Source organism: Pseudonocardia sp. DxW, from assembly GCF_058448985.1.
In genome coordinates this window covers 83252-96836 of record NZ_JBZFLK010000018.1, presented here as the reverse complement: position 1 = coordinate 96836, position 13585 = coordinate 83252, and the positions used below count along the sequence as shown (strand labels likewise).

The window sequence follows — 13585 nt, the reverse complement described above, 5'->3', positions numbered from 1 at the left end:
CGGCGGCCCCGCGGAGGTCAGATGCGATCCGGAGCCGAGGCACGGGCGTTGCGCGCCGTCCACGACGGCCCGCTGTTCCACGCGACCCGGTCCCCGTACCTGATCCTGGACCGGGAGCTGCGGGTGCACGCGGTGAACCCGGCCTACCACGCGGTGACCCAGCGCGAGCCCGGCGAGCTCGACGGCCGGCTGCTGTTCGACGTGCTGCCCGACGATCCGCAGCGGCCCGGCTCGGACGGCGTCGCCCGGCTGACCGCGTCGCTGCTGCGGGTGCTGCGCAGCGGCGAGCGGGACCACATGGGCCTGCAGCGCTACGACATCCCGGCGCCCCGGGCCGGATCGGGGCACCTGCGGAAGCTGTGGGTGGCGGTGAACTCGCCGGTGCGCGACGCGGCGGACCGGACGATCGGGGTCCTGGTGCACGTCGAGGACGTCACCGAGCTGTGGGCCCGGCGGCGCGGCGGGCCGCTCCCGGAGCCCGGGCCCGCGGACGGTCCGGCGGACGGGCCCGCCGCGGACCCGATCAGCGCGACCGCGCTGGCCAGCGAGGTCGCCGCGGAGAACCGCAGGCTGCGGCACCGGTTCGACCGGCACGTCGTGATCGAGCAGGCGAAGGGCGTGCTGATGGCCACCCGTGGCTGCGGCCCGGACGAGGCGTTCGCGCTGCTGCGCGAGCTCTCCCAGGTGACGAACAACAAGCTGTGGCAGGTGGCCCGGACGGTGATCGACGAGTCGATCGGGAGCGGCGCGGGCTGAGAACCGGCGGAGTGGACCGGCCCGGACCGGGTATGCGGGGCGGATGACCACGCCGGACACCGCGGTGATCGACGTCGACGGGACCCTCGTCGACACCAACTACCAGCACGCGATCGCCTGGTCCCGGGCGTTGCGCCGGTTCGGCCGCACGGTGCCGCTGTGGCAGCTGCACCGCGCCGTCGGGATGGGCGGCGACCAGCTCGTCCCGGCCGTCGCCGGGGACCGCTTCGAGGCCGAGCACGGCGACGAGGCCCGCGGCGCCTGGAAGGAGGAGTTCGAGCCGCTGCTGCCCGAGGTGACGGCCCTGCCGGGGGCCCGCGAGCTGCTCGCCGACCTGTCCGGCGGGTACGGCCTGAGCGTGGTGCTGGCGAGCTCGGGCGCACCCGAGCACGTGCACGCCTACCTGGAGCTGTTCGACGGCCGCTCGCTCGCCCGCGAGTGCCTGACCCGGGACGACGTGACCCGGACCAAGCCCGATCCGGAGCTGGTCCGGGTCGCGCTGCGCCGGGTCACCGGATCGGCCGGGTTCGTCGTCGGGGACTCGGTGTGGGACGTGCGTGCCGCGGTCGGCGCCCGCTGCCCGGCCTACGCCGTGCGGACCGGCGGCTACGGCGACGACGAGCTGCGCGGGGCCGGCGCGCAGGACGTGTTCGACTCGCTCGACGAGCTGCGCGGCGCGCTCCCCCGGATCCTGCGCGGCTGACCGGGGGCGCGCCGGGCGGGCGGCGATGACGTCACGCAACGCATCTCTTGACAGCGCCGGGCCCGCCGCGGTCCCATTTTGGTGCGCAGTGCACATCGAGTTGCGCACTTCGCAACATCCCCCGGGACGGGCGGCGAGGCCCGGAGCCGGCATCCCCCTCCCGTCCGAGGAGCACCGCCATGACGACCGGTGAGCTGCCGACCCCCGTCGAGCAGGAGCGCGCTCTCCCGCCGAGCCTGCGGGAGACCCTGGCCGGCCACTACTACATCGATCCGCAGATCTTCCGCGCCGAGCAGGACCGGATCTTCCACACCGGATGGTTCTGCGCGGTGCTCGCCGCCGACCTGGAACGGCCCGGGCAGTACGAGACCGTCCAGATCGGACGGGAGAGCGTGCTCGTCACCCGGCGCCGGGACGGCCGGATCGCCGCCCACCTCAACGTGTGCCGGCACCGCGGCGCCCGGCTGTGCACCGAGGAGCGCGGCGAGGTGCGGCGCTCGTTCCAGTGCCCGTACCACGCCTGGACCTACGGCCTGGACGGGAAGCTGGTCGCCGCCCCGAACCTGTCCTCGATGCCCGACGTCGACAAGTCCGACTGGGGCCTGCACGGGGTGCACGTGCGCGAGTGGCTGGGCTACGTGTGGCTGTGCCTGGCCGAGACCCCGCCGTCGTTCGACGAGACGGTGATCGGCGACGTCACCGCCCGGCTCGGCTCGCCGGACGCGATCGTCGGTTACGACGTGGCGAACCTGCGGCTGGGCCGCCGGGTCTCCTACGACGTGGCGGCGAACTGGAAGCAGATCGTCGAGAACTTCATGGAGTGCTACCACTGCGCGACGATCCATCCCGAGCTGACCGAGGTGCTCCCCGAGTTCGCCGACGGACTCGCCGCCCAGTACTTCGTCGGGCACGGCGCCGAGTTCGGCGAGGGCGTCGAGGGGTTCACCGTGGATGGCTCGGCCGGTCTGGAGCGCATCCCGGGCGTCACCCCCGAGCAGGACCGCCGCTACTACGCCGTCACGATCCGGCCGCAGGTGTTCCTCAACCTGGTGCCCGATCACGTCGTGTTCCACCGGATGTTCCCGCTCGCCCCGGCCCGGACGCTGGTCGTCTGCGACTGGCTCTACCTGCCCGGCGTCGTCGCCTCCGGCGCCGACATCGAGCGCTCGGTCGAGCTGTTCCACCGGGTCAACCTGCAGGACTTCGACGCCTGCGAGCGCTGCCAGGTCGCGATGGACTCGTGGGCGTACCAGAAGGGCGGGGTGCTGGTGCCCGGCGAGCACCACATCGGCGAGTTCCACGACTGGGTCCGCGGCCACGTCGGCTGATCCGGTGGCCGGGCGGCCCGCGGGCCGCCCGGCCGTGCCCGGCCCGCTCAGCGGAAGACCACCGTGCTGCCGCCGGAGAGCAGCACCCGGCGGTCGCAGTGCCAGCGCACCGCGCGGGACAGCGCGAGCGCCTCGGCGTCCCGGCCGATCGTCTGCAGCGCGGCCGGATCGTGCGTGTGGTCGATCCGGATCACCTCCTGCTCGATGATCGGGCCCTCGTCGAGGTCCGGCGTGACGTAGTGCGCGGTCGCGCCGACCAGCTTCACCCCGCGCCGGTACGCCTGGTGGTAGGGCCGCGCGCCCGTGAACCCGGGCAGGAACGAGTGGTGGATGTTGATCGCCCGCCCGTGCAGCGCCTTGCACGTCCCGTCCGAGAGCACCTGCATGTACCGGGCGAGCACGACCAGCTCGGCGTCGTAGGACTCGACGGCGCGCAGCAGCCGCGCCTCGGCCTCCGGCTTCGTCTCCGGCGTGACCGGGACGTGCAGGAACGGCAGCCCGGCCGACTCGGCCATCGGCCGCAGGTCCTGGTGGTTGGACACCACGGCGACGATCTCGGCGCCCAGCGCCCCGGCCCGCCAGCGGTACACCAGGTCGTTGAGGCAGTGCCCGAGCCGGGACACCATGACCAGGATCCGGGCCGGAGCGGCGTCGGAGAACGCGAAGTCCATCCCGAAGCCGGTGGCGACCGGCTCGAACGCGGCCGACACCGCGGCCAGGTCCACGCCGGCCGGGGCGGCCACCCGGGTGCGCAGGAACAGCCGGCCCGAGACCGGATCGTCGAACTGCTGGTACTCGCCGATGTCGCCGCCGTGCTCGTAGAGGAACGCGCTGACCGCGCGCACGATCCCGGTCCGGTTCGGGCAGCTGAGGGTGAGGACGAACGAGCTGGTCACGGTGGGCTCCCGCCTGGATATACAGCTGATGTACGAGTGATGTGCCATGGGGGTGGGGGGTCTACGATCCGGTGCGTGACCGTGCTGCCCGACGTCGACGAGCCGGAGTACGCCTCGCTGGCCGACCGCGCCTACGCCGTGATCCGCGACCGGCTGATCATGCTGGACATCCCGCCGCTGGCCCCGATCGACGACAGCGCGCTCGCCCGCTCCCTGGAGGTCGGGCGCACCCCGGTGCGGGAGGCGCTCAAGCGGCTGGAGACCGACCGCCTGGTGCACTCCTACCCGCGCCGCGGGACGTTCGCGACCGGCGTCGACATCACCGATCTCGCCTACATCTCCGAGATCCGGGTGCAGCTCGAGCCGCTGGCCGCGCGGCGGGCCGCCGGGTACGCCGGGCCCGCGGTGCTCGACGGGCTGCGGGAGACCGCCGACCGGCTGGAGCGGATCGACGTCCGGTCGCTGGACCGGGACGCGCTGATGCGCTGGGACCTGCACGTGCACCGGCTGGTGTACCGGGCCGCGGGGAACCCGCACCTGGAGGACACCCTGATCCGGTACGACAGCCTGGCGACCCGGATCTTCTGCCTGTTCCTGGACCGGATGACGCACTTCGACCGGCACGTCGGCGAGCACGTGGCGCTGCTGCGGGCGGTCGCCGGGGGCCACGCCGACGAGGCGGAGCGGCTGGCGCGCGAGCACGTCGTGGGCTTCGAGCAGGCGGTGCGGGCCGTCGTGTGAGCCCCGGTGTGAGCCCCGGTGTGAGCCCCGGTGTGAGTCCCCGTGTGAGCAGCGTCCTCACCGCCGGATCCGGGTCATCCCCGGGTCGAGCAGCGGCTCCGCCGCCACCGTCGCCGGAATCGTCCGGTCGAACCAGCGGATCCCGACCGGGCTCCCGACCGGCAGCCCGGCGGGCAGCCAGGCGTAGGCGACCGGGAAGCCGAGGGTGTGCGCGAACGCCGCCGAGGTGACGTACCCGGCCGGTTCGCCGTCGACGAGCACCGGCTCCTGGCCGAGCACGACGCTGCACCCGTCGTCGACGGTCAGGCAGGTCAGCCGGCGGGTGACGGTGTCGTCGCCGACGCCGGCCAGCGCGTCCCGGCCGACGAAGGCGGTCTCCTTGCTGCGCACGGCGAACCCGAGCCCGGCCTGGTACGGGTCGTGCTCGCTGGTCATGTCGGTGCCCCAGGACCGGTAGCCCTTCTCCAGCCGCAGCGAGTTGAACGCGGCCCGCCCGGCGGCGACGGCGCCGAGCGGGCGGCCGGCGTCGAACAGCACGTCCCACAGCTTCCGCCCGTACTCGGCGCCGGTGTAGATCTCCCAGCCGAGCTCGCCGACGTACGACAGCCGCATCACGGTCACCGGGATCCCGGCGATGTGCGCGGACCGCGCCCGGAAGAACTTCAGGCCGTCGTGCGAGAGGTCGTCGCCGGTCAGCGGCTGCACCAGGTCGCGGGCCAGCGGCCCCCAGACCCCGATGCAGCAGGTGCCGCCGGTGATGTCGCGGACGCTCACCCCGGGCTCCCCGGCCGCGGCCCGGCGCAGCCGGTCGACGTCGAGATTGCCGTTCGCGCCGACCTGGAAGAGTTCGTCGCCGAGCCGGGCGACGGTGAGGTCGCTGCGGATGCCGCCGGCGTCGTCGAGCATCAGGGTGTAGGTGACCGAGCCGACGGAGCGGTCCATCGGGCCGGTGGTGAGCCGATCCAGGAACGCGCAGGCAACCGGCCCGGCGACCTCGATCCGGGTCAGCGGCGTCATGTCGTACAGCCCGGCCGCGGTGCGGGTGCGCCACGCCTCCACCGCGACGACCGGCGAGTGGAACATGCCCGACCAGGCGTCCCGCTCCGGGGCCCGCCAGTCGGGCGGCAGCTCCGGCAGCAGCGCGGCGTTCGCCTCGTACCAGTGCGGGCGCTCCCAGCCGCGCGCCGGCAGGAAGAACGCGCCCAGCTCGCGCTGCCGGTCGTGGAACGGGCTGGTCCGCAGGTCCCGCGGCGACGTCCGGGGCTCCAGCGGGTGCAGCACGTCGTAGATCTCGACGAAGTTGCGCTGCGCGGTCTCCTCGACGAACGGGTCGGTCGTCTCCACCTCGTCGAACCGGTGCACGTCGCAGCCGTGCAGGTCCAGCTCGCTGCGCCCGTCGACGAGCAGCTGCGCGACCGCCCTGGCGACGCCTGCCGAGTGCGTCACCCACACCGCCTCGGCGATCCAGAACCCGGCGACGTCGGCCGACTCGCCGATCAGCGGGCCGCCGTCGGGGGTGAAGGAGAAGACGCCGTTGAACCCGGACTCGACCTTCGTCGAGCGCAGCGCGGGCAGCAGCTCGCGGCTGTCCTCCCACGGCCCGGCGAAGTCCTCCTCGGTGAAGGGCAGCATCGAGGGCTGCACGCTCTCCGAGGTGGTGCCGCCGGTCTCCGGCAGCTCGGACAGCGACACCGGCATCGGGCGGTGCGCGTAGGAGCCGATCCCGATCCGGTCGTCGTGCTCGCGGAAGTAGAGATCGGCGTCCTGGTGGCGCAGGATCGGCAGCCGGGCCTCGGTGTCCGGGCCGTTGCGCCCCACCAGCTCCTCGACCCGGCCGGTGCGGGCGTACTGGTGGGCCAGCGGCAGCAGCGGCACCCGCATCCCGGCGAGCCGCCCGAGCTCGCGGCCCCAGAACCCGGCGCAGCAGACGACGACGTCGGCCGGGATGTCGCCCCGGTCGGTCCGCACGCCGGTGACCCGGCCGCCGGCCTGCGCGATCCCGGTGACCCGGGTGGAGCCGTGGAACACCGCGCCGCGGGCCCGGGCCCGGGCGGTCAGCGCGACGACGGCGCGGGTGGCGCTCGCCAGCCCGTCGGTGGGGGTGTGCAGGCCGCCGAGCAGTTGCCCGGGATCGAGCAGCGGGTGCAGCCGGGCGCACTCCGCCGGATCGACGACGGCGGCGGGCACACCGCGCGCGGTCGCCCAGCCGTGCCTGCGGTGCAGGTCGGCGAGCCGCTGCGGGGTGGTGGCGACCTCCAGGCCGCCGACCTGGTTGAAGCACCGGCCCTCCGGTACGTCCAGCCCGGCGAGCTTCTCGACGGTGTAGGTGGCGAACGCGGTCATGGTGCGCGAGGCGTTGGTCTGGAAGACCAGCCCGGGCGCGTGCGAGGTGGAGCCGCCGGTCAGCGGCAGCGGGCCGCGGTCGACGACGGTGACGTCGGTCCAGCCGCGCAGGGTCAGCTCGTCGGCCAGGTTCGCTCCGACGATCCCGGCTCCGATGATGACGACACGAGGGTTCATGGGGTGCTCTCCTGGTCGGTCCGGAACTCCTGGGCCGCGTCGAGCAGCCAGGCGGTGAGGTGCCCGGCGAACGACGGGCGGACGTGCACGAGCAGGTCGTGGCCGGGCCGGAGCACGACGAGCAGCACCGGGGCGTGCGCGATCGTGGTCTGCGCGCACCGCCCGGCGCCGAACACCGAGGGATGGGTGTCCAGTGCGCAGCCCAGCGCCAGCAGCTCGCGGGTGAGCGGGCCGCGCACCCGCAGCGCGGTCCACTGCCCGGACACGTCGGTCGCGGCGCCGTGCGGGCCGAGCGCCGCGCGCAGCGCTGCCTCCGCGGGGCCGCCGCTGATCAGCCACTCGTCCGGGCCGAGCCAGACGATCCGGCCGTCGGCGGTCGCGGTCCAGGTGTTCGGCCGGGCCGGTGGGGCGGCGCCGAGCAGCGCGGCGACGGCGTCCGCGGCCGGGCCGAGCGGGTCCAGGCGCAGGTTCGTGAGGCGCCCGGGGGGTGCGGCGGTGACGGTGAGCGCACCGTCTCCTCCCGCGGTCAGAACCGGGTGGCCGGTTGCCGGGTCAGCCGTCACGGCGGGCTCCTTCGGGATCGACGAGGACGGGAGCGGTGATCCGGGCCGGGACGAGCGAGCCGCCGCACGGCACGTGCACGACGTCGCCGATCCGGTCCCGCCCGCCGGCGAGCAGCGCCAGCGCGAACGGCCGGCCCAGCTCGGCGCTGCGGTAGCTGGAGGTGACGTGCCCGAGCATCGGCACCGGCGGCGGGGGCGGCACACCGTCGGCCCGGAACTCGACGATCTGCGAGCCCTCCGGCAGCCGGGTCGCCGCGTCGGTCGGCAGCAGCCCGACCAGCTGCCTGCGCAGCGGATCGAGGTTGGCGGCCCGGCTGAAGGAGCGCTTCCCGACGAAGTCGGCCTTCGTCGCCGACACCGCCCAGCCGAGCCCGAGATCGTGCGGCGAGACGGTGCCGTCGGTGTCCTGGCCGATGATCGGGTAGCCCTTCTCGGCGCGCAGCACGTGCATCGTCTCGGTGCCGTACGGGGTGATCCCGTACCGGGCGCCGGCGGCGACCAGGCGCTCCCACACCGCGAGCGCGTGCCGGGCGTCGACGTTCACCTCGTAGGCCAGCTCGCCGGAGAACGAGATCCGGGCCAGCCGGACCGGCACCCCGTCGAGCGCGGTGTCCCGCCAGGTCATGAACCCGAACGCGGCCGGCGCGACGTCGCAGCAGGGGAACACGTCCGCCATCAGGTCCGCCGAGCGCGGCCCGGCGACCGGGAACACCGCCCAGTGGTCGGTGACCGAGGTCAGCCACACCCGCAGCTCCGGCCAGTCGGTCTGCAGCCGGTCCTCCAGGTCGGCCAGCACCGGCGCGGCGTTGCCGGTGGTGGTGGTGAGCAGGAACCGGTGCTCGTCGAGCCGGGCGACCGTGCCGTCGTCGACCACCATGCCGTCGTCGCCGCACATCACGCCGTAGCGCACCCGGCCCATCCGCAGCGTGGACATCATGTTCGTGTAGACGCGGTCCAGCAGCACCCCGGCGTCCGGGCCCTGCACGTCGATCGTGCCCAGCGTGGAGCCGTCCATGATGCCGACGCCGGAGCGGACGGCGGCGCACTCGCGCAGCACGGCCGCCTCCATGTCCTCGCCGGGCCGCGGATAGTGGCGGGGCCGCCGCCACTGCCCGACGTCCTCGAACACCGCGCCGTGCGCGACGTGCCAGGGGTGCACCGGGGTGGTGCGGACCGGGTCGTAGAGCTCGCCGCGTTCCCGGCCGGCGAGCGCGGCGAACGCGACCGGTGTGTACGGCGGCCGGGAGCCGGTGACGCCGAGCTCCGCGACCGGACGGCCGAGCAGCTCCGCGGTGATCCCGGCGGCGACCGTGCCGGAGGTGCGGCCCTGGTCGTGCCCGGTGCCGATGGTCGTGTACCGCTTGACGTGCTCGATCGAGCGCAGCCCGGCACCGACCGCGCGTGCGATGTCGGCGACCGTCGCGTCCCGGGCGAGATCGGCGAACTGCCGGGCCGGGTCGCCCGGGGTCCGCCAGAGCAGCAGTGGCGGGGTGCGGGGCGGTCCGGGATCGGCGCGGGGCGCGGCCGCCGGGTCTCCCCCGGTCGCCGGGTCTCCCCCGGCCGCCGCGGCGCCGTCGGCCAGGCAGCCGGCCAGGTCCGGGACGCCGTTCGCGGCGCCGATCACCTCGGTCCCGGCGGGCGGCTGCGCGGGCCGGAACGCGCCGAGCGCCGGATCGAAGGCGGGCGGGGTGCGCACCTGGCCGACCAGCTGGGTCGCCGGTGTCCAGCCGCCGGAGACCAGCAGCAGGTCGCACGGCAGGTCCTCGGTCCCGGAGCCGGAGCTGCCAGGGCCGTCCGCCTCCCCGGCCGGCCGCACCCGGGCGGCGGCGACCGAGCCGTCCGGGCCGGCCGCGGTGTCGACGACGACCGTCCCGGTGCGCACCGTCACCCCGGCGGCCCGGCAGTCCGCGTTCCGTTGCGGCGGGCCCTCCGGCCGGGCGTCGAGCAGGGTGACCCGGGCCCCGGCCGCGGCGAGATCGGCGGCCGCGGCGTAGGCGGCGTCGTCGGTGGTGAACACGACGACCTCCCGGCCGGCGAGCACGCCGTAGCGGTGCAGGTACTCCCGGGCGGCGGCGGCCAGCATGACGCCCGGCCGGTCGTTGTTCGCGAACACCACGGGGCGCTCGTGCGCACCGGTCGCGATCACCACCCGGCCGGCCCGGATGCGGTGCACCCGCTGCCGTGACCGGTGCCGCGGGGCGTCCGGGCCGAGATGGTCGGTCCGGCGCTCGCAGGCCAGCACGAAGCCGTCGTCGTAGTGGCCGAAGGCGGTGGTCCGCTGCAGGTGCAGCACCTCGGGGTTCGCGGCGAGCTCGGCGAGCACCGCGTCGACGAACTCCGGCGCGGGCCGCCCGTCGATCCGGTCGGCCGGGGTCAGCGAGCCGCCCGCGGCGGGGCGGTCGTCGACCAGCACCACCCGGTCGCCGCGGCGGGCGGCGGTCCGCGCGGCGAGCAGCCCGGCCGGGCCGGCGCCGACGACGAGCGTGTCGCAGTGCGCGTGCCGGTGGTCGTAGCGGTGGGTGTCAGGGACGGCGGCGAGCCGGCCGCGGCCGCGCAGGCTGCGGGCGACCAGCCCGTCGTAGAGCTCGACGGCGGCGGCCTGCAGCATCGGCTCCGGGAACGGCTCCTCGATCTGGACGAGCCCGGCCGGGTCGTCGGTCCAGGCGGTGACGATGCCGCGCGGCCGGCCCAGGTTCACGCTGGAACCGAGCACCCGGACGCCGTGGGCGAGCAGCGCCGAGGCGAGGGTGTCGCCGGGGTGCCCGGTGCGGGTGACGCCGTCGACGGTGAAGCTGAGCGTGCGGCTGCGGTCGATCCGGCCGTGGCCGGGCACCCGGGTCATGTCCGGGCCCCGGGCAGCTCGGGGCGCGGTGCGCCCGCCGGGTACACGGCGAGGAAGCGGTAGGTGACGGTGTCGCGGACCGCGTTGAACCAGCGGCGGCAGCCCGCGGTGTGGTTCCAGCGCTCGGCGACCGGGCCCTTCGGGTTGTCCCGGAAGAACACGAAGTGCGCCCACTGCTCGTCGGTGAGCGCGGCCGGGTCGGCCGGGTAGGTGACGTGCGCCGGGCCGCCGTGCTGGAACTCGACCTCCTCGCGGGGGCCGCACCAGGGGCAGTCGATGAGTTGCACGATCGGGCTCCTTGTCTCCGGTGCGGTGCTCAGTGCGCCACGGCGGCGGCGCCGTGCTCGTCGACCAGCGCGCCGGTCACGAACCGGTCCAGGCCGAACGGGGCGATGTAGGGGTGCGGCTCGTCGTGCGCGATCAGGTGCGCCAGGCACCAGCCCAGGCCGGGGGTCGCCTTGAACCCGCCGGTCCCCCAGCCGCAGTTGAGGTAGAGGTTCGTGAACGGGGTGCGGCCGACGATCGGCGACGCGTCCGGCGTGGTGTCGACGATCCCGGCCCAGGTGCGCAGCAGGTGCGCCCGCGCGAACACCGGGAACAGCTCGACCGCGGCGGCCATCTGGCGTTCGATGACGTGGAACGCGCCGCGCTGCCCGTACCCGGTGTAGGAGTCGATCCCGGCGCCCATCACCAGCTCGCCCTTGTGCGCCTGGGACACGTAGACGTGCACCGCGTTGGACATGACGACCGTCGGGTGCACCGGCTCCAGCAGCTCCGAGACCAGCGCCTGCAGCGGGTGCGACTGCAGCGGGGCGCGGATCCCGAGCCGGTCGAGCAGCGTCGAGGTGTGCCCGGCGGCGCACAGCGCGACCCGGCCGCAGCCGATGTCGCCGCGGGTGGTGCGGATCCCGGTGACGGTGTCGCCGTCGGTGTCGAAGCCGGTGACCTCGCAGTCCTGGATCAGGTCGACGCCCGCCTCGTCGATCCGCCGGGCGAACCCCCACGCGACGTAGTCGTGCTTGGCGATGCCGGCGCGCGGCTGGTGGGTCGCGCCGAGCACCGGGTACCGGATGTCGCCGGAGACGTTGAGGATCGGGCAGAGCTTGGCGACGTCGTCCGGTTCGAGCCACTCGGCGTCGATCCCGTTGAGCCGGTTGGCCTCCACCCGGCGCACCGAGTCGCGCACGTCCTGCTCGGTGTGCGCGAGGTTCAGCACGCCGCGCTGGGAGAACAGGATCGGGTAGCCGAGATCGTCCTCCAGCCCCTCCCAGAGCTGCAGCGCGTGCTCGTAGATCGCGGCGGAGGCGTCCCAGAGGTAGTTGGACCGGATGAGCGTGGTGTTGCGGGCCATGTTCCCGCCCGCCAGCCAGCCCCGCTCCAGGACGGCGACGCTGGTGATGCCGTGGTTGCGCACCAGGTAGTGGGCGGTGGCCAGGCCGTGCCCGCCGCCGCCGACGATCACGACGTCGTAGTGCCGCTTCGGTTCCGGGTTGCGCCAGAGGACGTCGGGGTGCTCGGGGAGCCCCACCGGCTCGGGACTGCTCATGCGGTCACCTCAGATATCTGATCTTGCAGACTGATATATCAATTGTCGGCAGCGTGGCAGGCGTGGGTTCCGGGGTCAACGGGCTACCCGCGCGCGGCCAGCCGCCTGCGCCAGCCGCCGAACGGGCGCGGCCGGTCGATCCCGAGCACCCCGACCGGCTCCCCCGCGGCGTCGTCGAACACGGCGACGAACCCGCCGGGGCCGTCCGGCTCGCCCTCGACCAGCCGGACCCGGCCGTCCGGCGCGCGGTGCCCGGCGAACTGGATCCGGCTGCCGTACTGGTCGGACCAGAAGTACGGCACGACGTGGTGCGCGGGCAGCGCGTGCTCGGTGCCGAGCAGCGCGGCCACCGCGACCGCGGGCTGCTGCAGCGCGTTGGTCCAGTGCTCGAGCCGGAGCAGGCCGCCGGTGTAGTCCCGGTGCGAGTTGGCGCAGTCGCCGACCGCGACCACCCCCGGTAGGCCGGTCATCCCCCGCGCGTCGGTGACGACGCCGTCGTCGAGGGTGAGCCCGGAACCGGCCAGCCACTCGGTGTTCGGCACCGCGCCGATCCCGGCGAGCACGACGTCCGCGGGCAGCTCGCGGCCGTCGGCCAGCCGGACGCCGGTCACCCGGGGCGAGCCGAGCAGCCGCTCGACGCCCACCCCCCGGTGCAGGCGCACCCCGTTCGCCTCGTGCAGGCGCCCGCAGACCTCGCCCATCTCGGCGCCGAGCGCGCGCTGCAACGGCACCGCGGCCAGCTCGACGACGTCGACCCCGATCCCGAGCCCGGCCGCGGTCGAGGCGACCTCGGCGCCGACGAACCCGGCGCCGATCACCACCAGCCGCCGGGCGGTCGCCAGATCGGCCCGCAGCGCGCGGGCGTCGTCGAGCGTGCGCAGCGTGTGCACACCGCCCGGGACCGGCCCGGGCAGCGGGCGGGCCCGGGCGCCGGTGGCCAGCACCACCGCGTCGGCGGCCAGCTCGGTGCCGTCGTCGAGGGCGACGACCCGGCCCGGGCCGTCGAACCCGACCGCGGTGCAGCCGAGCCGCCACTGCACGCCGAGCGCGGCGTCGTCCGGGCCGGTGAGCTCCAGGTCCTCGTCGGGCACGGTGCCCGCGAGGTAGCCCTTGGACAGCGGCGGGCGGTCGTAGGGGGCGTGCCGCTCCGCCCCGACGACGGTGACCGGGCCCGCGAAGCCCTGCGCGCGCAGGGCCCGCACCGCGGCCAGGCCGGCGAGCGAGGCGCCGACCACGGTGACCGAGCGGATCGGCCCGACCGGGCCCGGCATCAGCTCGCGACCTCGTCGATGTAGTGGCCGGCCTCGGCGTAGTGGCCGGCCTCGGCGGGCCGGACGGACTGGGCGGTCACGACCGGCGCGGACTCGCGGACGTAGACCCGGCCGTCGTCGACCAGCACCGTGTGCGTGCGCACCGGGGTCTTGGCCGGCGGACCGCTGGGCCGGCCGGTCCGCAGGTCGAAGCAGGCGGCGTGCAGCGGGCACTCGACCGCGCACCCCTCCAGCCAGCCGTCGGAGAGCGACGCGTCCTGGTGGGTGCAGGTGTCGTCGATCGCGAACAGCTCCCCGTCGACGTTGAACACGGCGATCGGGACCTCGCCGTGGATCCGAACGGACTCCCCGACCGGGATGTCGGACAGCTCGCCCACGAAGATCATTGTTACCTCCACGTTGCGCATCGCGGAACTCGC

The 13585-nt window shown here is 74.9% G+C and carries 12 protein-coding genes; 4 read left to right on the top strand and 8 right to left on the bottom strand.

Annotation, left to right across the window (positions count from 1 at the left end; translation table 11 throughout):
- Positions 1 to 21: 21 nt before the first annotated feature.
- From ACVJO7_RS25090 to ACVJO7_RS25080, 3 genes are all read left to right on the top strand, one after another.
- Positions 22 to 756, top strand: coding sequence for an ANTAR domain-containing protein (locus ACVJO7_RS25090; protein WP_491674921.1), 735 nt, complete (start codon positions 22 to 24; stop codon positions 754 to 756).
- A 43-nt stretch (positions 757 to 799) separates the two neighbouring features.
- The gene (locus ACVJO7_RS25085; protein WP_491674920.1) at positions 800 to 1459 is read left to right on the top strand and encodes an HAD family hydrolase; all 660 of its coding nucleotides are present in this window, start codon (positions 800 to 802) and stop codon (positions 1457 to 1459) included.
- A 179-nt stretch (positions 1460 to 1638) separates the two neighbouring features.
- Complete coding sequence (locus ACVJO7_RS25080) at positions 1639 to 2787, top strand: aromatic ring-hydroxylating oxygenase subunit alpha (RefSeq protein ID WP_491674919.1); 1149 nt, start codon at positions 1639 to 1641, stop codon at positions 2785 to 2787.
- Positions 2788 to 2834: 47 nt separating this feature from the next.
- On the opposite strand, the gene purU is transcribed toward ACVJO7_RS25080, so the two are convergent.
- Positions 2835 to 3683 carry a formyltetrahydrofolate deformylase gene (purU, locus tag ACVJO7_RS25075; protein WP_491674918.1) on the bottom strand — a complete coding sequence of 283 codons (849 nt, stop codon included), beginning with the start codon at positions 3681 to 3683 and terminating at the stop codon, positions 2835 to 2837.
- Positions 3684 to 3722: 39 nt separating this feature from the next.
- Between purU and ACVJO7_RS25070 the strand changes: the two genes are divergently transcribed.
- Entirely contained in the window at positions 3723 to 4424 is a 702-nt protein-coding gene (locus ACVJO7_RS25070; RefSeq protein ID WP_491674917.1) for a GntR family transcriptional regulator, read from the top strand.
- Positions 4425 to 4481: 57 nt separating this feature from the next.
- On the opposite strand, the gene ACVJO7_RS25065 is transcribed toward ACVJO7_RS25070, so the two are convergent.
- The 7 genes from ACVJO7_RS25065 to ACVJO7_RS25035 form a co-directional block, all read right to left on the bottom strand.
- Positions 4482 to 6944 carry a GcvT family protein gene (locus ACVJO7_RS25065; protein WP_491674916.1) on the bottom strand — a complete coding sequence of 821 codons (2463 nt, stop codon included), beginning with the start codon at positions 6942 to 6944 and terminating at the stop codon, positions 4482 to 4484.
- Positions 6941 to 7507, bottom strand: coding sequence for a sarcosine oxidase subunit gamma (locus ACVJO7_RS25060; protein WP_491674915.1), 567 nt, complete (start codon positions 7505 to 7507; stop codon positions 6941 to 6943). The genes ACVJO7_RS25065 and ACVJO7_RS25060 overlap by 4 nt, the downstream gene beginning before the upstream one ends.
- Positions 7497 to 10349: a 2Fe-2S iron-sulfur cluster-binding protein gene (locus tag ACVJO7_RS25055; protein ID WP_491674914.1), complete on the bottom strand. Its 2853-nt coding sequence runs from the start codon at positions 10347 to 10349 to the stop codon at positions 7497 to 7499. Before ACVJO7_RS25055 ends, ACVJO7_RS25060 begins: the two co-directional genes overlap by 11 nt.
- Positions 10346 to 10636 (bottom strand): sarcosine oxidase subunit delta, encoded by a 291-nt coding sequence (locus ACVJO7_RS25050; protein ID WP_491674913.1) that lies wholly within the window; start codon positions 10634 to 10636, stop codon positions 10346 to 10348. Before ACVJO7_RS25050 ends, ACVJO7_RS25055 begins: the two co-directional genes overlap by 4 nt.
- 29 nt (positions 10637 to 10665) lie before the next feature.
- On the bottom strand, positions 10666 to 11895 hold the full coding sequence (locus ACVJO7_RS25045; protein ID WP_344025802.1) for a sarcosine oxidase subunit beta family protein: 1230 nt from the start codon (positions 11893 to 11895) through the stop codon (positions 10666 to 10668).
- Positions 11896 to 11978: 83 nt separating this feature from the next.
- Positions 11979 to 13145 (bottom strand): NAD(P)/FAD-dependent oxidoreductase, encoded by a 1167-nt coding sequence (locus ACVJO7_RS25040; RefSeq protein WP_425563651.1) that lies wholly within the window; start codon positions 13143 to 13145, stop codon positions 11979 to 11981.
- 20 nt (positions 13146 to 13165) lie between these two features.
- Complete coding sequence (locus ACVJO7_RS25035) at positions 13166 to 13552, bottom strand: bifunctional 3-phenylpropionate/cinnamic acid dioxygenase ferredoxin subunit (RefSeq protein ID WP_344025935.1); 387 nt, start codon at positions 13550 to 13552, stop codon at positions 13166 to 13168.
- Positions 13553 to 13585: the final 33 nt, after the last annotated feature.